This is a genomic window from Pseudogemmobacter hezensis, assembly GCF_013155295.1.
GTDB lineage: Bacteria > Pseudomonadota > Alphaproteobacteria > Rhodobacterales > Rhodobacteraceae > Pseudogemmobacter > Pseudogemmobacter hezensis.
Genome location: NZ_JABJXT010000021.1, coordinates 19,629 through 36,631 on the forward strand (window position 1 = coordinate 19,629; position 17,003 = coordinate 36,631).

General features: G+C 63.1%; 18 protein-coding genes and 1 pseudogene. 8 read left to right on the top strand and 11 right to left on the bottom strand.

Annotated elements, in window-relative coordinates; genetic code table 11:
• Positions 1–2: 2 nt before the first annotated feature.
• Positions 3–1,061: a DUF2125 domain-containing protein gene (locus HOY34_RS17970; RefSeq protein ID WP_172365414.1), complete on the bottom strand. Its 1,059-nt coding sequence runs from the start codon at positions 1,059–1,061 to the stop codon at positions 3–5.
• A gap of 97 nt (positions 1,062–1,158) precedes the next feature.
• On the opposite strand from HOY34_RS17970, the gene HOY34_RS17975 reads away from it, so the two are divergent.
• Positions 1,159–1,752, top strand: a complete 594-nt coding sequence (locus tag HOY34_RS17975) for a gamma-glutamylcyclotransferase (protein WP_172365416.1) — start codon at positions 1,159–1,161, stop codon at positions 1,750–1,752.
• A 95-nt stretch (positions 1,753–1,847) separates the two neighbouring features.
• Positions 1,848–2,768 (top strand): manganese-dependent inorganic pyrophosphatase, encoded by a 921-nt coding sequence (locus tag HOY34_RS17980; protein WP_172365418.1) that lies wholly within the window; start codon positions 1,848–1,850, stop codon positions 2,766–2,768.
• 70 nt (positions 2,769–2,838) lie between these two features.
• On the opposite strand, the gene HOY34_RS17985 is transcribed toward HOY34_RS17980, so the two are convergent.
• Together HOY34_RS17985 and HOY34_RS17990 are read right to left on the bottom strand one after the other, a co-directional pair.
• Positions 2,839–4,101, bottom strand: a complete 1,263-nt coding sequence (locus tag HOY34_RS17985; protein ID WP_172365420.1) for an Hsp70 family protein — start codon at positions 4,099–4,101, stop codon at positions 2,839–2,841.
• A gap of 901 nt (positions 4,102–5,002) precedes the next feature.
• Entirely contained in the window at positions 5,003–5,221 is a 219-nt protein-coding gene (locus tag HOY34_RS17990) for a YdcH family protein (protein WP_172365422.1), read from the bottom strand.
• Between the two features lie 286 nt (positions 5,222–5,507).
• Here HOY34_RS17990 and HOY34_RS17995 point away from each other — a divergent pair, with 286 nt between their 5' ends.
• Entirely contained in the window at positions 5,508–5,933 is a 426-nt protein-coding gene (locus HOY34_RS17995) for an Hsp20 family protein (protein ID WP_172365424.1), read from the top strand.
• A 4-nt stretch (positions 5,934–5,937) separates the two neighbouring features.
• Positions 5,938–6,165 (top strand): DUF1150 family protein, encoded by a 228-nt coding sequence (locus HOY34_RS18000; RefSeq protein ID WP_172365426.1) that lies wholly within the window; start codon positions 5,938–5,940, stop codon positions 6,163–6,165.
• Positions 6,166–6,370: 205 nt separating this feature from the next.
• Here HOY34_RS18000 and HOY34_RS18005 read toward each other — a convergent pair.
• Together HOY34_RS18005 and HOY34_RS18010 are read right to left on the bottom strand one after the other, a co-directional pair.
• Positions 6,371–7,234: pseudogene (locus HOY34_RS18005) on the bottom strand (adenylyl-sulfate kinase); the annotation flags it as partial.
• 313 nt (positions 7,235–7,547) lie between these two features.
• Positions 7,548–8,660: a 2OG-Fe(II) oxygenase gene (locus HOY34_RS18010; protein WP_172365427.1), complete on the bottom strand. Its 1,113-nt coding sequence runs from the start codon at positions 8,658–8,660 to the stop codon at positions 7,548–7,550.
• Between the two features lie 351 nt (positions 8,661–9,011).
• Here HOY34_RS18010 and HOY34_RS18015 point away from each other — a divergent pair, with 351 nt between their 5' ends.
• Complete coding sequence (locus HOY34_RS18015; RefSeq protein ID WP_172365429.1) at positions 9,012–9,470, top strand: carboxymuconolactone decarboxylase family protein; 459 nt, start codon at positions 9,012–9,014, stop codon at positions 9,468–9,470.
• A gap of 84 nt (positions 9,471–9,554) precedes the next feature.
• Here the strand turns inward: HOY34_RS18015 and trxB are convergent, their stop codons facing one another.
• Positions 9,555–10,496: a thioredoxin-disulfide reductase gene (gene trxB, locus HOY34_RS18020; protein WP_172365431.1), complete on the bottom strand. Its 942-nt coding sequence runs from the start codon at positions 10,494–10,496 to the stop codon at positions 9,555–9,557.
• Between the two features lie 244 nt (positions 10,497–10,740).
• Here trxB and HOY34_RS18025 point away from each other — a divergent pair, with 244 nt between their 5' ends.
• The gene (locus HOY34_RS18025; protein WP_172365433.1) at positions 10,741–11,241 is read left to right on the top strand and encodes an Lrp/AsnC family transcriptional regulator; all 501 of its coding nucleotides are present in this window, start codon (positions 10,741–10,743) and stop codon (positions 11,239–11,241) included.
• Positions 11,242–11,896: 655 nt separating this feature from the next.
• On the opposite strand, the gene HOY34_RS18030 is transcribed toward HOY34_RS18025, so the two are convergent.
• From HOY34_RS18030 to lgt, 4 genes are all read right to left on the bottom strand, one after another.
• On the bottom strand, positions 11,897–12,136 hold the full coding sequence (locus tag HOY34_RS18030; protein WP_172365435.1) for a hypothetical protein: 240 nt from the start codon (positions 12,134–12,136) through the stop codon (positions 11,897–11,899).
• Positions 12,137–12,362: 226 nt separating this feature from the next.
• Positions 12,363–13,124 (bottom strand): peptidoglycan editing factor PgeF, encoded by a 762-nt coding sequence (gene pgeF, locus HOY34_RS18035; RefSeq protein WP_172365514.1) that lies wholly within the window; start codon positions 13,122–13,124, stop codon positions 12,363–12,365.
• Positions 13,117–14,253: a class I SAM-dependent methyltransferase gene (locus HOY34_RS18040; protein WP_172365437.1), complete on the bottom strand. Its 1,137-nt coding sequence runs from the start codon at positions 14,251–14,253 to the stop codon at positions 13,117–13,119. The genes pgeF and HOY34_RS18040 overlap by 8 nt, the downstream gene beginning before the upstream one ends.
• On the bottom strand, positions 14,250–15,140 hold the full coding sequence (gene lgt, locus HOY34_RS18045; RefSeq protein ID WP_172365439.1) for a prolipoprotein diacylglyceryl transferase: 891 nt from the start codon (positions 15,138–15,140) through the stop codon (positions 14,250–14,252). Before lgt ends, HOY34_RS18040 begins: the two co-directional genes overlap by 4 nt.
• A gap of 268 nt (positions 15,141–15,408) precedes the next feature.
• On the opposite strand from lgt, the gene HOY34_RS18050 reads away from it, so the two are divergent.
• Complete coding sequence (locus HOY34_RS18050; protein ID WP_172365441.1) at positions 15,409–15,675, top strand: accessory factor UbiK family protein; 267 nt, start codon at positions 15,409–15,411, stop codon at positions 15,673–15,675.
• A 118-nt stretch (positions 15,676–15,793) separates the two neighbouring features.
• On the opposite strand, the gene HOY34_RS18055 is transcribed toward HOY34_RS18050, so the two are convergent.
• Entirely contained in the window at positions 15,794–16,252 is a 459-nt protein-coding gene (locus tag HOY34_RS18055) for a hypothetical protein (RefSeq protein ID WP_172365443.1), read from the bottom strand.
• Between the two features lie 254 nt (positions 16,253–16,506).
• Between HOY34_RS18055 and HOY34_RS18060 the strand changes: the two genes are divergently transcribed.
• A complete protein-coding gene (locus HOY34_RS18060; protein ID WP_172365445.1) occupies positions 16,507–16,992 on the top strand; it encodes a VOC family protein in 486 nt (161 codons plus the stop codon).
• The last annotated feature ends 11 nt before the right edge of the window (positions 16,993–17,003 follow it).

Genomic DNA, 17,003 nt, shown 5'->3' on the forward strand with positions numbered 1-17,003 from the left:
GGTCAGTTTGCGGGGCTGGTCAGTCTGGGCGCATTGCCCAGCGGCAGCGGACCGAACACCGCCCTGCCGTTTTTGAACACCAGATCCATGGTGATCCTCTGGCCGTCCGCACTTTTTGATGCAAGGCCGCGCAGCATATTGCTGATCAGCCCGGCCATTTGCGGGTCGATCGTGTCCAGGGCGACCAGCAGGCGGGGCAGCTGCTCCCATCCGGTCAGGGAAACGGTGATGGTGCCAGCTGCAAACTCCTGCGCATCAGGCGAAAGACTGCCCGAGGCGGCAATGTTCAGATCTCCCCAGATCAGCGTCAGATCCCGCAGTGTGACGCTGCTGGGCTGGGGCTTTGTCTGGCCGATGTAGCGGTCAATCGGCGCGCTGAGGCCGAGCACCGCATCAAGATGCAGCCGGTCGATCTGCGCGGGCAGCTGGGTGGCTGGCATTTGCGGCACATCGACTGCCTGCAGCGCGGCGATCAGCGCCGGATCAGGGGTTATTGCGCTGAGTGCGGCGCCAAGGTGGTAGGGGTGTCCCAAAACGGTGCCAGCGGCGACCATATCGTTTGCATCAGCACCCCCGGCGCTGATCCGCAGATCGGTCTTGCCGATCTTCAGCGTCAGCCCCTGGCCGCTGAGGTTAAGATCCTCGGCGGATAGTGCGGCCAGTGCCAGCGCGACATCGGTTGAGGGGGTGGCCCGCAGGCTGGCGTGCAGCTTGCTGCCATCGATTTGCAGCACCTGGCCGTCAATGGTGATCCGCTGGCTGTCGGGCAGCCAGAAAATCAGGTGCCAGGGCTTCCAGGACATGGCGTAACTATGGGCCGCGCCGCCCTCATAGGCGACGCGCCCCGAGGGATCCTGCCAGGAGATGCTGTCGGTCGAAAGGTCGAAACGACTGGGGAAACCTGCCAGCCGCAGCCCCGGCAGCGCGAGAGATCCCCCCGCAGCCTCCTGGCGGGCGATGATTTCTTCGGCCTGGGTCAGGATGATATGACGCCCGGCAAACCACCAGCCGCACCAAAGTGTCAGCAGAACCGCGAAAATCCCCAACATCCAGCGCATCATCTGCCCCTTTTCCTGACAGCCCGATCCGTGTTTACAGATCCGGTCTGTTCCACAGATCCCGCTTTGTTTTACAGACAGTCTTACAGGAGAGCCAGCCTTGCCCGATTCCGTTTCCTCGACCACGTCCCCGAATGCGGGTGCAGCTTCTGGCGCGGATCGTGCGGCCCCGCTTTGGGTCTTTGGCTATGGCTCTTTGATCTGGAACCCGGAATTCCCCGTGGCCGAGCGCAGGCTGGCCCGCGCCCGGGGCTGGCAGCGCAGTTTCTGCATGTGGTCAATCCATCATCGCGGCTCTGAGGCGGAACCGGGCCTCGTGCTGGCGCTTGACCGCGCCGAGGGGCAGTTTTGCGACGGTGTGGCCTTTCGCGTGCAGCCAGGGACCGAGGCTGAGACGCTGGCGGCGCTGCGCGAGCGCGAGCTGGTTTCCTCGGCCTATCTTGAGATCCGCACAGAGCTGGAGACCGAGGGCGGCCCGATTGAGGCCCTGGCCTATGTCATCGACCGCGACCATGTGCAGTATTGCGGCGATCTGGGGCTGGAAGAGCAGGCGCAGATCATCACCCGGGCCTGTGGCGGGCGCGGTCTGAACCGTGACTATCTCTGGGCCACGGCGGGGCATCTGTCTGATCTGGGGATCTCTGATCCCGGGCTGGACTGGCTGGCCGCGCGGGTGCGGGCGCTGGCCGGGTAACGGGGCGGCTGATGGCCTGTCCCGGCTGGTGACAAAGGGCGTGGGCTTGCCTATAAGGCGCGGCGAAAATGTGCTTCTCCCGCAAGGAATCTGATATGACGATCAAGGTTTTTGGCCACAAATCCCCCGACACCGATTCCACTGGCTCGCCGATCATCTGGGCCTGGTATCTCTCTGAGATCAAAGGCACCCCGGCCAAACCCTATCTGCTGGGCGAGCCGAACACCGAGGCCGCTTTCGTGCTGAAGCACTGGGATCTGCCAAAGCCAGAGATCATCGCCGATGTCGCCGCGGGCGATGAGGTGGTGATCGTTGACACCAATAACCCCGCAGAGCTGCCGCCCTCGGTCAATGAGGCCTCGATCACCGGCATCATCGACCACCATATGCTGGTCGGCGGGCTGAAAACCAAAGCACCGATCGAGATCACCATCCGCCCGCTGGCCTGCACCGCGACGCTGATGCACGACCTGATCGGCGATGACCTGGCGAAAGCGCCGAAAGCCATCAAGGGCGCGATGCTGTCGTGCATCCTTTCCGACACGCTGGAATTCCGCTCGCCCACCACCACGCCGCATGACCGCGCGGTGGCTGAGAAACTGGCCGCCGATCTGGGCATCTCGATCCAGGAATACGCCAGCCAGCTGTTCGAGGCGAAGTCGGATGTCTCGGAGTTTTCGGATGAGGCGCTGCTGCGCATGGATTCCAAGGAATACAATATCGCCGGCAAAGAGCTGCGCGTCTCGGTGCTGGAAACCACCGCGCCGAAGATCCTGCTGGATCGCAAGGCCAGCCTGATGGCGACCATGCCCGAAGTGGCAAAGGCCGATGGCGCCGATCAGGTGCTCTTGTTCATCATCGACATCCTGAAAGAAGAGGCCACCCTGCTGGTGCCGAATGACCTGGTGAAAACCATCGCCGAGGCCTCGTTCGGGGCCAGCGTTTCGGGCGATACCGTTGTGCTGCCGGGCATCATGAGCCGCAAGAAGCAGATCCTGCCCGCCCTGAAAGTCTGACGCTGAAGATCTGAACGCTTGCAGATTGCGCGAATATGGGGGCTGGCCTTTGGGCCGGCCCCTTTTCACATCACGCGCCCTGATGGCTGGCGGCCAGCGCCAGGCCATCCACCACGGCGGTGAAGGCCTCAGAGCGGTGGATCTGCGCCCCGGGCAGCAGGCTTTCGGCAAGGCCGCTGACCAGTTGCATCAGGCTGGAGCCGCCGACCAGGATCACCGCGCCAATCTCATCAGCGCCAAGCCCCGCCAGCTGCAGCGTCTCTTGTATGGCGATGCGCAGCGCCTCGCGGTGATCGCGCAGCGCCAGATCCAGCGAGCCGGGCGAGATGGGGGCCGAAAGCCCGGGCTCGACATAGCCCATTTCGATGCGGGTTTTCGCCTCGCCATTATTGGCTGCGATTTTGCCATGCTCGACCGCGAAGGCCATCTCATGGCCCAGCTCTTCCTCAAGCACCGTCGAAAGGCGCGAAAGGCGCTTGCGGTCAACCGCGACGCGCAGCATCGCGGCAACCTCGCGCCGGGTGTCGGGCGTATAGAGGAAGGGGATCCGCGCCCAGGTCGCCAGATCCGAGAAGATCGCATTCGGCACCGGCAGCAGGCCCTCGCCCATCTCGCGGCGCAATTCGCCGCCATGGCCAAGGCGCGGCATGACATGGGCCATCGAAACCGAGCGGTCGAAATCGGTGCCGCCCAGCCGGATGCCGTGGTTCGCCAGGATCGTCACCCGCCCGGCTTTGGCGCGGAAGACCGAGAAATCCGAAGTGCCGCCGCCGATGTCGATGATCAGCCCGGTTTTGTCACCGATCTCGGCCTGGCAGGCCCAGGCGGCGGCCTCTGGCTCGGCCATGAAGCGGATCTCGGTGAAGCCAGCCGCGCGGTAGCAGGCCAGCAGATCGGCCTCGGCCTGGGCGTCACGGGCCGGGTCGCTGGTGTGGAAATGCACGGGCCTCCCCGAGAGGATGCGGTCAGGGCAATGGCCCAGGGCCTTTGTGACGCGGGCGCGCAGCTCGGCCAGGAAGGCGGTGATGATATCGGAAAGGCTTTGCCGTTTGCCGCCGATCAGCCGGGTCTCGTGCAAAAGCGGCGTGCCCAGCACCGATTTCAGCGCCCGCATATAGCGGCCTTCCTCGCCCTGGATCAGTGCCTCGCCTGCGGCCTCGCCGATACGCATGCCGCCACGGGGCGGGAAGAAGACGGCGGTGGGCAGGGTGTCAGACCCGGCCTCAATGGCGATCCGCCGCACGCCGCCACCCGCACCGGGCAGCGCAACGGCAGTGTTCGAGGTGCCGAAGTCAACCGCGAGCCATGCGGGATTGGGGGAGTCGGAGATCATTATAGCCGCCTGTTCCTGTGCCTTCCGGGGCGGGCGGGGTAGCCGATAGATCTGGCGGGGGCAATTGGAAAAGACCGGGTCTGTGCCGGTATTTCTGGTAATGGCGCAGACATGGCAGGGGCGGGCAGCAGCGAAAGAGCATATCGCCCGTGAGACCGGCTGGCTGCGCGCTAATGAGCCGAGGTCAGTGCGACGCGCGCAGATTCAGGGCCAACGGGCACAAACTGGAACGTGGACGGCCTATTTCAGAGTTGCACCAAAAGGCCCCGCAACTATTCCATTGGGTAAGGTATGACCACATTCAGCGCAGATTTTTGCTCTTGGTGTTCTGAATGGTTTGCCGCAGTCAGGGCAGAGAGAACCGTATTGTGACATCCGCACAGTCCAGAGTTGATCCGGGTGGTCGAGTCTGCAGCCTGTCAGCTCTTCGTAACGGTCCAGGGCTTCCTGCCCTTTGGGCTCAAGTCTGGTCGCCTCAGGGATCGAGCAGTTGTTCTGCTCACGGTAGATTTGAATCCACCGAATTCTGTCAGCTAAGAGGATAGAAATTTCCCGCCATTCAGCCTCGTCGAGGAGCGCGGCAGTCCTTCTCAAATTGTAAACATATGCAGACTTCGCCAATTAAGTTCTTCCGGACTGAGAATTCTTCGGCGGCTTCAGTTTGGCCGAAACATATATCTTCAAATATTTCCTGCGATCAGGCCTGAAGACCTCGGGTATTTACTGGATGGGGGCGCTGTTCACTCCGCTCCCTGTTGTCAGGGTTTCTGCCGGGGCGATCAACCCGCCAACGGTTCAAAGCGACGATGATATGGTCTGGGGCATTCCTCTTGCCGGCCATTCCCGCAGGAAGACAGCATAGACTGTGGCCGTGCCTGATCCGCTGTGGGGCTTCAGCCCGTCACGCGATGATGTCGGGGATCAGGCGGTCCTCGACCGTGGTGATCTGATCCTTCAGCGCCAGCTTTTGCTTTTTCAGCCGCCGGATCGTCAGCATATCGGGGCGGCCGTTCTGCTCCAGCGCCTCAATCGCCTCATCGAGATCACGATGCTCACGGCGAAGCACTTCCAGCTTCACCCGCAGCATCTCATCAAAGCTCATTTCTGATGGGGCATTCATGGCTGGACGCGGGTCTCTCGCGGATCTTTGCTGCGGTTTCAACCGTTAACATAGTGCCCCAGGGTGATTCGGAGAAGCACCACCTCCAGGTGAGCGGCGAATTATTCGCTCAGCCATGTTGGGCAGCCATGGTGGGTCGTGATGCCGGGCCGCCATGGTTGTTTGCCGCCCTTGCACAGGCGACAGCCCCGCCCCATATTCGATACACAGGCAGCGGTGCCCGATGATGGGGCCGCCCCGCGAATTGTCGCTTTGTTAAAGGACAGTTTGAAAGGACAGACCAGGGATGACGAAACTGACATTCGGGGCACACCCGTTTCTTCTGGGGTTCGAACAGCTGGAACGGCTGGTCGAGCGCACCGCGAAAAGCGGCGGTGAGGGCTATCCCCCCTATAATATCGAGGCGGTCACCGAGAACGCCTACCGCATCACACTGGCCGTCGCTGGCTTCCGCGAAGAGGATCTGGCGATCACCGTCGAAGATCGCCAGCTGGTGATCCGGGGCCGGGTCTCTGATGGCGAAAACGGCCAGGAGCGCGTCTTCCTGCATCGCGGCATCGCCTCACGCGCGTTTCAGCGCAGCTTTGTGCTGGCCGATGGGGTCGAGGTTGGCGGGGCCCATATGGAAAACGGGCTTTTGCACATCGATCTGCGCCGCCAGGTGCCTGAAACCGTGGTTCAGACGATCAGAATTGGACAGAGAAAGGGGTAAGGCCATGACAACACCATTCGAAGGATTCCCCGAGGGCAAAAGCCGCATCGTCTATGTGCGGCCGGTGCCGGTGGGTGACCTGCCCGATGAGGTGCGTGCGCAATTGGGCGATCAGGGCGTGATCTATTCCGTCAATGCGATTGACGGCCAACGTCTGGCGCTGGTCGCTGACCGGGCGCTTGCGTTCAACCTGGCCCGCGCCCATGATTTCGCGCCGATGTCGGTGCATTAAACCGGGACAATGAAACCGAGACAATGGCTTTGGCCCGGCGGTGCTGCCAGGGCAGAGCGTGACACAGAAAAAGGCCGGAGCAGATGCGCTGCTCTGGCCTTGTCATTTTGGCGCTTATGCGGCGGTTGCTCAGGCTTTGCTCAGGCCCATGGCTTCCAGCTTCAGGATCAGCTGATGGGTGCAGCGGTCGACCTCGGCGCCTTCGGTAGCCGATGCGCCTGATATTGATGTCGCGGTGCTCTTTCGAGAAGCCAGGCTCGGATGACAGATGCTTGCGGACCACGTCACCGTCCAAAAGCGTCACCGGGCGGCCGCCCATCTCCATCAGCTTGACCATCAGCGCATTGGCGATGGTCGATTTGCCCGAACCGGAAAGCCTGGTGAAGAACACCGTGAAGCCGTGGCTGGAGTGCGGCGGAGAGGTACGGCGCAGCTCTTTCACCACTTCGGGGAAAGAGAACCACTCTGGGATCTCAAGGCCTTCGCGCAGACGGCGGCGCAGCTCGGTGCCGGAAATGCCGAGCACGGTCGGGTTCTCAGGCAACTCATTCGGTGTGTCGCGGCGGGGTTTGAAGTCGTAATGCATCGGGGTCCGGATGCCGGTGATCGCGCCGCCCAGATAGGCCGCGCCCGCGGTATTGTGCAGGTAGTTGACGGCCGGATGGGCAAGGTCATCGGCACCGAAAACTTTCCCGGCCTCATTGGCTTTGTTCGGCACCCATTTGTCGGTGACCGACAGGATCGCAAGGATCACGCCTTCCCGGTCGCGCAGGGCGATGTCCTGGTCGGGCTCGACCTTCTTGGCGAAAGCCTCGGAGACATGCAGCGCCACCGGGGTCGGGAACAGCGTGCCATCGGGGTCGCGCATCGTCTCTACCACGCCCTGATAATCGACCTGGTTCATAAAGCCCTTCAGCGGAAAAGACCGCCATTCATCATCAGTTCCGGATCACAGGTCTGGCGCGGCGTCAGATCCCAGGAGGTCAGCGCGGCGGCCTCATGCTTCAGCTTCCGGGCGGAATCGTAAGAGATAAAGCTCTGGGATCGGGCCGAGATTGGGGAACGATATGCTGCTGCCTTCTGCTGCTTGCGACCAGCGCGACAGGTCCCGCGAGACGAATTTTTGCTGTATTCGCGGCGGGCTCTGCCCCTGATTGGAGCGAAATTCAGGTAAAGGCCCGGAATTGCTGCGGCTGAAAGCACAAAGGTCGCGATTCCCCCAAAGGCCGGACCAGTCTTCGCGGCGCGGGGCTTTGGCTGGACTGTCCCTCTTTGGGCGAAGGGGCGCTAAGACGCAAAGCCCCTGCTAATCCCGCCGCCCTTACCCTGATGCGGCCCCGATACAGCCTGCATCAGGGCCGTATCAGGGTAAGGTGGGGCGCTTAGCTCTGGGGGGCGGCCAGCACCACGCTGCCCATATTTTCAGCGCGGATTTTCGCCGCAGCCTCATCATAGACGAAGGGCAGGAAGGCAAAGCGTCGCCCGCGCGTGACCGGCGTGACCCGGTGCAAAAGCGAGCAGGAGAACACCACCGCGCCGCCCGGAGGCGCCTTCATGCTGCGCGGCCCATATTCGGGAAAGCTGACCTCGCCACCGTCGAAATCATCGTTGAGGTTGATCGAGACCGCAAAGCGGCGATGCGCGGTGCCGCTGGTGGTATTGTCACGGTGGGCGCTGAAATGGCCGCCCTCATCGGCGCTGTAGCAAGAGACGATGTAACGCTCCATCCGGGTGGCGGCATATTGGTGGACCTTTTGGATCTCTGGCAGGACGCGGCGCGAGATTGCGGTCTGGATCTGGCGGATCAGCTCGGGGTCGGTGACCGTGCAGTCGCGGCGGCTTTTGAAACGCAGGTCATTGACGCCCACCGTCTTGCCGCCGATCTGACGCATGGTGCCGGAAAACTCGCCGCCCTCGGCCTCATAAAGACCGATCAGCGTCTGGCAGAGCGCGGGCTCGAACACGCGGGGCAGGTAAAGGATGGGGGCCTGCAGCTCTATCCCGGCAAAGCGGGCGGGGGCGGGCTGGCTTTCCAGCAGGCGGATCACCCTTGCGATATCGCCGCCATCGGCCTCAAAGGGGATCAGGTCGATCATCCGCATGCTGGGGTCAATCACCGCCCAAAGCGGGCGCAGATGGCTGCCGGGGGGAATATCGGTTTCCCGCGGGGCGGCGCCGTAAAGACGCGAGGCGGTCAGATCGCTGTCCCAGATAAAGCGGTATCCCGGTAGCTGGTTTTGCAGCCTGCCGCCCTGTTCATCCGCCGGATCGGCCGAGATGCCGAAAAACGCTGCAAAACTGTCGTTGAACAGATCGGGCCGTGCCCGAACGGCCTGCAGGCGCGGGGCGGAATGGGGGCTGGCGGCGCTGCCGAAGAAACACAGAACCAGATAACGCCCGGCGGCGGTATCGATGGTATAAGAGGGGGTGCCATAGGCGCGTTGGGTGAAATAGGGGGCAGGCTCACCCGCTGTGATCTGACGATAGGAGGGCATGGCAATCTTTCCGTGTCGCTACAAAGGGGCACCAAAGGCTGAAGTGTATGGCCGGTATGGCTCTGGCTGATCCCTGGGCAAATGGCAGGGGCCCGGAGTGCGGGATCAGGGACTATGGCAATATGGCAAGGGCGCCGGTGGAAAACCCCGGTAAAGTGACGCCACCGGCGGGCGATGCCAAGCCTCGAATGCTCAGTTCGGTATCTTTTATCACCGAGGCCGTTGACTGGCCAAAGCGCTGCGCAGTTTTGCGGATCATTCAGGGCGGGGCCTGCTGCCGCCTTCGGCCCTTTGCTGAGACCGGGCGCTGCCCTAGAGTGGCGCAAACGCAGCCAAGGGGGACTGTTTCGCATGTCAGGCCGGATGAATTACTACCGCGCCGCGCCAGCGGCCATGAAGGCGATGATGGCGCTGGAAGAGGCGGTCATGGCCCTGACCATCTCGCCGCCCCTGCGCGAGCTGATCAGGATGCGGGTGTCGCAGATCAATGGCTGCGCCTATTGCCTGAACATTCATGCCCCAGAGGCGCGGCGCGCCGGGGTTTCGCAGCAAAAACTGGATGTTCTGTCGGCCTGGCGCGAAAGCCCGGCCTTCGATGCACAGGAGCGGGCGGCGCTTGGCTGGGCCGAGGCCCTGACCCGGCTGGAAACCAGCGGCGCAGCCGATGCCGATTACAACGCACTGGCCGCCGCCTTTACCCAACAGGAACGGGCCGAGCTGACGCTGGTCATCACCACCATCAATGCCTGGAACCGTTTCGCGGTTGGCTTTCGCATGCCGCATCCGGTGGAAGACGGGGGAGGGCGCTGATTGCGGGTCTGCCTTCGCCCGCAACCAGCTGATTAAAGTGTGCCTGCACGCCTGGCGCTGTGGCCCTTCGGTGCGGTGGCCCGCTTATTCCTGTTCGGCCAGCCAGCGCTCGGCATCAAGCGCGGCCATGCAGCCCATCCCGGCCGAGGTGACCGCCTGGCGGTAGACGTGATCGGTCAGATCGCCTGCCGCGAAAACGCCGGGGATCGAGGTGCGGGTGGTGCCCGGCTCGACCTTCACATAGCCGCCGTGATGCAGCTCCAGCTGGTCGGCGACCAGTTCCGACGAGGGCGCATGCCCGATCGCCACGAAGAAGCCCGCCACCGGCAGATCATGGGTTGCGCCGGTTTTCAGGTTCGAGACGCGGACCGCCTCGACGCCCAGCGGGTTTTCACCGCCCAGAACCTCGGTCACTTCGCTGTCCCAGATCACCTCGACCTTCGGGTGTTTGAACAGGCGGTTTTGCAGGATCTTCTCGGCGCGAAGCGAGTCGCGGCGGTGGATCAGCGTCACTTTGCTGGCGAAATTGGTCAGGAACAGCGCCTCTTCGACTGCGGTATTGCCGCCGCCGATCACCGCGACGTCCTTGCCACGATAGAAGAAGCCGTCGCAGGTGGCGCAGGCAGAGACGCCAAAGCCCTTGAACTTCTCTTCCGACGGCAGGCCCAGCCATTTCGCCTGCGCCCCGGTCGCCAGGATCACCGCATCCGCCGTATAGGTCACGCCGCTGTCGGCCGTCGCGGTGAAGGGGCGTTTCGAGAGATCCAGCGCGGTGATGTAATCGGCGATGATCTCAGCGCCCATTTCGCGGGCGTGCTCTTCCATCTCGACCATCAGGTTCGGGCCCTGAACGGTTTTCAGGCCGGGCCAGTTCTCGACCTCGGTGGTGATGGTCAGCTGGCCGCCGGGTTGCAGGCCCTGGATCAGCAGGGGTTGCAGCATGGCACGCGCCGCATAGACCGCCGCCGTATAGCCCGCCGGGCCAGAGCCGATAATCAGAACTTTGGTGTGGCGCGTCTGGGCCATGATCTTTCCTTCCTGTCGCCCGTTCGCGGTGCGGCTGTGCCACCCGAAGCGGGGAATCCTGTCACCGAACGGATATAGACAAGCGTGCCCCGCCCAGGAAGGCCTGCCGCGGACCCGGGCAGAAAAAGCCGCACGACAGCAGGATATGCCGCAATCGACCGCTTTGGCAGCGTGCTATCCTTGAAACAATGTTGCGCAAAAATGGGCAAAAGCCTATTGAGGCAGCGATAAGAAGGAATCTGACATGGCCAGCCACAAGCTTGACGACACGGACCGGCAAATCCTGGCAGAGCTGCAGGCAGACGGCCGGATGACCAATGTCGAGCTGGCCAGCCGTGTTGGCATCTCGGCGCCGCCCTGTCTGCGCCGGGTGCGCACGCTGGAAGAGCAGGGCTATATCAGCGGCTATCATGCCGATATCGACGCGCGCTCGCTGGGGTTCGAGGTCTCGGTCTTTGCGATGGTGCGCCTGACCAGCCAGGCCGAATCCGATCTGGCCGCCTTTGAAGAGCGCTGCCGCGCCTGGTCTTTGGTGCGCGAATGCCATATGCTGAATGGCGAGATCGACTTCATCCTGAAATGCGTCTCGCCCGATCTGTCGACCTTCCAGAGCTTTCTGACCCAGGATCTGCTGACCGCGCCGAATGTGGCCAATGTCAAAACCAGCCTGGTGATCCGCAACGCCAAGGATGAGCCGGGCGTGCCCTTTGACGTGCTTGAGGCGCGACTGGCCCGAAACGCCTGAAACGGGGCCTGAAACGGCCCCGGAGGCGGTTAAACACCTGAGACGGATAAGCGTCTGGGTGGGCACTGCTGGACGGCCACTTCTGGACAGTAACTGCTGGATGGGCACGAAACGGGCATCCGTGGCGCGCGGCTGTTGCCTGCTCTGCGCTATTGCCTGGCCGGATGGGCGGTAATCTTTAAAATTTGAGAGATTTAGCCCGTCATTCGCCCGGAGCCCCCGGAACCAGCGGCGGGGTTCGCTGTTGTAGCCACAGACAGCGCCAAAGCAGCTGCGCCTGAAAGGTTCTTTGAAAAATGCGGATTGATTTTATTTTCTACTGAAAAACGGTCCCGTTAATGTGCCAGAGGAGCACCGGGACCGTTTGTTTCTGCCTCTTCTCCCGCATCGTGAGCGGCGACCGGGAGAGATCCTTCGCACCCCCTGGTGCATCGGATCATAGTCAGGGACATAACGCTGACACCATTCGTGTCCTGATTGCGGGCAGTTGTCAAATATTTGCCGTCGTTCTGGCGCAGCCGCGTCGACAATTGGCGTAGTTTGGCGGAATTGTTGCGATTATGCCGCGAAATTCCGCCCTCTGGCCTGCGAAATCGGGCAGCAAAATGGCGTTTGCCCTGTCAGATGCCCGAAATCCTGCCTCTCCGATTCGTGCTTAACGTGCGGCAAGCCCATTGGGGCCGGAACCGCGGCGGAAAAGGGCCGTGGTGCGATGGCTCGATTCGGCAGTCATGATCTCGATCGGGCGGCGCGGGCTTTGCCCGTCTTTCGCGCCGCGCATCCAGGGAAAAGCCGGCAGCGGTTCGCCCGAGGCGGCGATCACGCTTTTCAGCCAGCGGCGCTCAAGCTTTTTCTCAGAGGCTTCGGTATGGGTGGCCCGGAACTTGTAAAACATGCTGCTCTCCTGTGGTTTGCGTCCGTTGGGCGTTTCCCCCGGGGCTTTTGCCCCCTGATCGGTCGCGGTGTTGTTTCAGGATCGCGGGTAAATCTGGCGCAGTTTTGGCTGATTGATGCAGTATTGAGGTCATTTCAGGGCGTGCATGCCCCGAATAACACCGGATCTGCGGTGAATGCGGCGATATTGTTGCAAGCCCACGGGCAATCAGGCCCGGGCCCTGGGCCTAAAGGCTGATCGCGGCGATCAGGCGGCCGTAGTCGGCCTCTCCGGCATGGGTGGTGCGGCGGTAAGAGAAAAAGCGCTCGGGGTCGGCATAGGTGCAATGCCCGGTCCATTCCGCTGATCCGACGCCTGCGCTGCGCAGACGGTGCAGCCCATAGGCGGGCAGGTCGAACTGATAGCGCCCATTCTTGCCATTGGCGAAAAAGCGGGCGTTTTCCGCATCATCGGCCAGGAAGTTTTGCAAAAACTCCTCGGTGACCTCATAGGCGGCCTGGCTGATCGTGGGCCCGATCACCGCATGGATCGCCTGACGCGACGCGCCCAGCGTTTCCATTGCGGAAATTGTGGCCTCAAGCACGCCATCCATCGCGCCCCGCCAGCCCGCATGGGCGGCGCCGATCACGCCTGCCTGCGGGTCGGAAAACAGCACCGGCTGGCAATCGGCGGTCAGAACGGAAAGCGCGAGGCCGGGCGTGGCGGTCACCAGGGCATCGGCGCGGGGGCGGGCCTCGGGCGGGCCGCTTTGCGGGCCGTTTGCCGTCACCACATCAGCCGAGTGGATCTGATGCACCGACAAAAGCCCATCTGCGCCGACCCCCATCGCCTCGGCGACGCGGGCGCGGTTGATCGCCACGATCTCGGCCTGGTCGGAGGAACCAAAGCCGCAATTCAGCCCGGCAAAGATCCCCGAAGAGGCCCCGCCCTTGCGGGTGAAAAAGCCATGGCGCGAAGGGATTTCCCTTGAGGTTATGATCTCAAGCATCATCTGCGGTTTCCGTGTCAGAGCCTTGCACCGCCTGATCCCTGTCAGAGCCGGACGTGTCAAATCCGGCAGGCAGCGGCGCATCGGCCCGGTAAATTGCGAGAGCTTTGAACAAAGTCCCCATTTCTGCGGGATCGGTCAAGCGTCGTGCGGCTGCAAGCGGATCATTTGCCGCCGCGCGGGGATGGGCGGCCAATTGCCGGGCACGGGTGTCAATGCCAAGCGCTTTCAGCAGCGTCCCCTGCGTCGTATAGGCGGTGGCGGCGGGCCGGGCGGCCTGGGCCAGGGCCTCGAAATCGACATGGGCAGTCAGATCGGCCTCGCCGGGGGCGGCAAAGGGATCTGTATAGGCATGTTTGCCCATGCTCTGGGCCATGGCCTGGAATGTATCGCCAAGGCTGCGCCAACCGCCGTAATCCAGGATCAGCGCCAGCCCGCCGCAGCGACGGATACGGCCCGCGATTTCTGCGGTGATCGGGGCGGCGGCGGGGCAGATCTCGACCACGCCGCCCTCAGGAACGTCTGCGCGGTGGGCAAGCGCGGCCAGCGGGCCGGGCGGGGCCTGGCCGGGCTGCAGCTGGCCCTCAGGCGAGAGGCCGATCATAGTCTCGGCCCAAAGACCCGCGCGGGCGGTGAACTGGCGGATCGGCAGGGCGTCGAAAAACTCATTGGCGACCAGGAAGAGCGGGGCCTCTGGCAGGTCCTGGACCTGGGGGCGCCATTCGACGCTGTGTGCCGCCAGGGTGCGGGCCTGGACTTCGCGCAGGGTTTCTGATGCCTCGACCAGGATGATCCGGGCTGCGGCGTGAAAGCCGGGCACCCGGGCGGTTGCGCGCAGGATGTCGGCCATCAGCGTGCCCCGGCCCGGCCCGCATTCCGCCAGGGTGAAGGAGGCAGGCTGGCCCAGATCCAGCCAGTATTGCGCAAGGCAAAGGCCCAGCAGCTCGCCGAACATCTGGCTGATCTCGGGGGCGGTGATGAAATCGCCCGCCTGGCCAAAGGGGTCGCGGGTGGCGTAATAGCCATGCGCCGGGTGCAAAAGGCATTCCGCCATGTAATCGGCCAGGCTGATCGGGCCGGTGGCGCGGATACGGGCCGCCAGCAGCCCTGCCAGCGGGGTGGGCGTCATGGGGTTTGACGCCGCAGCAGGAACCACAGCCCCACCAGGATCATCGGCAGCGACAGCGCCTGACCCATGGTGATGCCCCAGCCATTGATCTGGAAGGCAAGGCCCAGCGGGTTGCCCTCGGATACGAACTGGTAATCAGGCTGGCGCACGAATTCGACAAGGAAGCGGGCAAAGCCATAGCCTGCGATGAATGTGCCCATGATGCGGCCGGGAAAGCGCAGCCAGCCGCGTTTCCAGACCAGCCAGAAGATCAGCGCCCCCAGCAAAAGCCCCTCAAGCGCGGCTTCGTAAAGCTGGCTGGGATGGCGGGCGCAAAGCCCGATGATGCCGGGGCAGGTCTGTGCGGCCTCGCCCGGGAAGATCACGCCCCAGGGCGCATCGGTCGGGCGGCCCCATAGCTCGGCGTTGATGAAATTCGCCAGCCGTCCGAACAAAAGCCCGGGCGTGACCGCATAGGCAAACAGATCGCCAACCGGCAGCGCCGGGATCTTTTCGCGCCGGGCAAAGATCAGCCCTGCCACCACCACGCCCGCAAAGCCGCCGTGGAAGGACATGCCTCCATCCCACAGTCGCAGCGCGGCCATCGGATCGGCGGTGAAATTCTCATAGGAAAGATAGCGCCCCGGCTGATAGAACAGCACATAGCCCAGCCGCCCGCCGATGATCACGCCCATGATCACCCAGGTCAGAAGCCGCTCGACCTGCTCGGGCACCATGGGGGCGCGGCCTGGGGCCCAAAGGCCCGGCGTTTTCACCGCCTTTGTGATCAGCCACCAGCCCAGCAGCAGCCCGGCAATATAGGCCAGCGCATACCAGCGCAGCGCCAGGGTCATGCCAAACAGCTCGACTGCGAAAATATCGGGCGAGATATTGGGGAAGGGGATCATGTCGGGCCTTTATCTGCCGGGGTGGGCCAAAGACGCAGTTTCGGGTCGCGCATCCGGCCGCATTTGTCTGGCATCGCTTGTCCGGCGCTGAAGGGGTGAAGTCAACTGCCCTGCGGCCTCTGTGCTGCTGGCCTGCCGATGAGGCCCATGCGCTGATGCAGCCCTTGTGCGGGCGGGCCGGGACGCGCATAAAGGGGGGGCTGCTGCCCGAGGCCGGGCGTCAGCGCGTGACGGATGCCAAAGACGCCAAACCTGCAGGGAAACCGCGATGCAAAGCCGCAGCAAATTCCTCGATGACATGAGCCAGCTGATGACCAATGCCATGGGCGTGGCACAGGGCGCACGTACCGAGGCCGAGACGGCGGTGAAAAGCATGGCGGACCGCTGGATGGCGGGCCATGATTTCGTGACGCGTGAGGAATTCGACGCCGTGCGCCTGATGGCGCAAAAGGCCCGCGCCGAGAATGAGGCGCTGACCCTGCGCATCACCGCGCTGGAAGAGGCGCTGGCGCAAAAGGGCGGCAAGGCAAAGTAAGGCCCTGGCGCCCGGGCAGAAAATGCCGTGCAAAACCGCCCCCGGGCGACGTTTCATTAAAAAAGGCACCGGGTTTCGGTGCCTTTTCTGTTTTTGGGTGTGATTGGTGGCCAGATCCTCAGGGCCTGATCGCATCCATCAGCGCCCGCCAGTCGTGATAGGCCTGCTCCTGATCGGCCAGAGGCACGGTCGAGCCGCCCGCGTCGCGCAGATCATTCAGCATTTGCTCTTTCAGATCGGCCTCTTCGATGCAGGCATCGGGATCGTCCAGCTGCGCGAAGGCCGGGCCCTCATAGCGGCTGATCAGCTCATCGGTTGAGAGTTTCAGCTCGCCATAGGCCAGCAGATCGAAAGAATCGGTCAGAAGCGAGTGCTCGGCATCGCTCAGACTGGCGCCGGGGCAGTTCACGCTGAGGACGGTCGCATTGTAGAGATTGCGCAGCATCCGGTCGGCGACCACGGGATCTTTGGCGAAGACCGCCATATCGGGCAGGGTGACATAGACCTTGCCATCGGCCAGCGCGGCGGTGCCGCTGAGCAAAAGCGAACAGGTGGCAAGCAAAGCGAAGCGCTTCATATCAACCTCATGATTTGGTGTGCTCTGGCGCGGGTCGGCCCGCAACCGGGGGTGGTTCTGCGGCATGGTTCTAAGACAGGGCCGCGGGCAGGGCTATGGGGCAATTCCTGACCCCGGCTGATCTGTGCCGGTGGGGGCGCGCCGCCTCAGGCCGCGACCTGCGCACAGATACTGCGCGTGGATCGCCATTTCCACAGGCCTGCGCCGCCCCTATCTCTGACATGAAACATTTTCGTGATCGGAGAGGTGAGACCATGACGACCCCCATCCATCCCGGCACCCGCGTGGGCCATGTTCATCTGAAAGTCTCGGATCTTGACCGCGCGATTGCCTTCTATTCCGGCGTGCTGGGCTTTGATGTCACCCAGCGATACGGGGCCCAGGCGGGATTTCTGTCGGCGGGCGGCTATCACCACCATATCGGGCTGAACACCTGGGAATCGCTGGGCGGATCGCGCCCGCCGCCCGGCACCACCGGGCTTTACCACACGGCCTTTCTTTACCCTGACCGCAAGGCGCTGGCCAATGCGCTGAAGCGGCTGGTCGAGGCGAATTACCCGCTGACCGGGGCCTCGGATCATGGCGTCAGCGAGGCGCTTTATCTGGACGATCCCGATGGCAATGGGGTCGAGCTGTATCACGACCGCCCCGAGGCCGAATGGCCCCGCGATGCGAATGGCAATCTGGCCATGACCACCAAACGGCTGGATCTGGAAAAGCTGTATTCCGAGGCAGATTGACCCAAAGCCCC